Annotated in this window: 1 protein-coding gene; it reads left to right on the forward strand. The window is 53.4% G+C overall.

All coding sequences use genetic code 11. The annotated features are described in order from the left end of the window. Positions 1 to 640 (forward strand): Rpn family recombination-promoting nuclease/putative transposase (locus tag H1B37_RS33045; RefSeq protein WP_182871527.1); only part of this gene is annotated, 640 nt, incomplete at both ends.

Raw genomic sequence — 640 nt, forward strand, 5'->3', positions numbered from 1 at the left:
GGAAGTCCTGATCATCCGGCGATTACGATTCACTTTCTTAATGCGGTCTTGGGTGGACACCCGCCGATCACCAATGTGCAGATCCTGAACCCAATCATCGGCAAAGCCTTTGACGATGACAAAGCTTCGATTCTCGATGTCTTGGCGACCGATGATCACGGGCGGTTCATCGACATTGAAATTCAGACGACGCTGCCCGCAGGGCTCTCCGAGCGACTGACCTATTACGCTGCCAGCCAGTTGGTTGAACAACTCGGCGAGGGAGACAGCTACCGGGAATTGCGTCCCTCGATCGGAATCTGCATCCTCGATGCGATCCGGTTTCGCGAATCGTCCGCCCTGCATCTCGACTTCCAACTTCGATCTCCGAGCGGTGAATTGCTGACAGATTGCCTGCAAATCCACCTTTTAGAGTTGCCGAAGTACGAGCCGGATGCGGATAATGGCGTGATCGCAGACCCGATCAAGCAGTGGATCCACTTCTTTCGATTTGCCGCAAGTTCCAGCCCCGAAGAATTGCGGCAACAACTACCCGATCTGGTCTTTTCCGAAGCGATAGGAGTCTTGGAGATGATTGCCCGAAACCCAGAAGAAAAGCGATTCTACGAATCACGGTTGAAAATGCAGCGTGACGAACAGG

Source organism: Stieleria mannarensis, assembly GCF_014154935.1.
GTDB lineage: Bacteria > Planctomycetota > Planctomycetia > Pirellulales > Pirellulaceae > Stieleria > Stieleria mannarensis.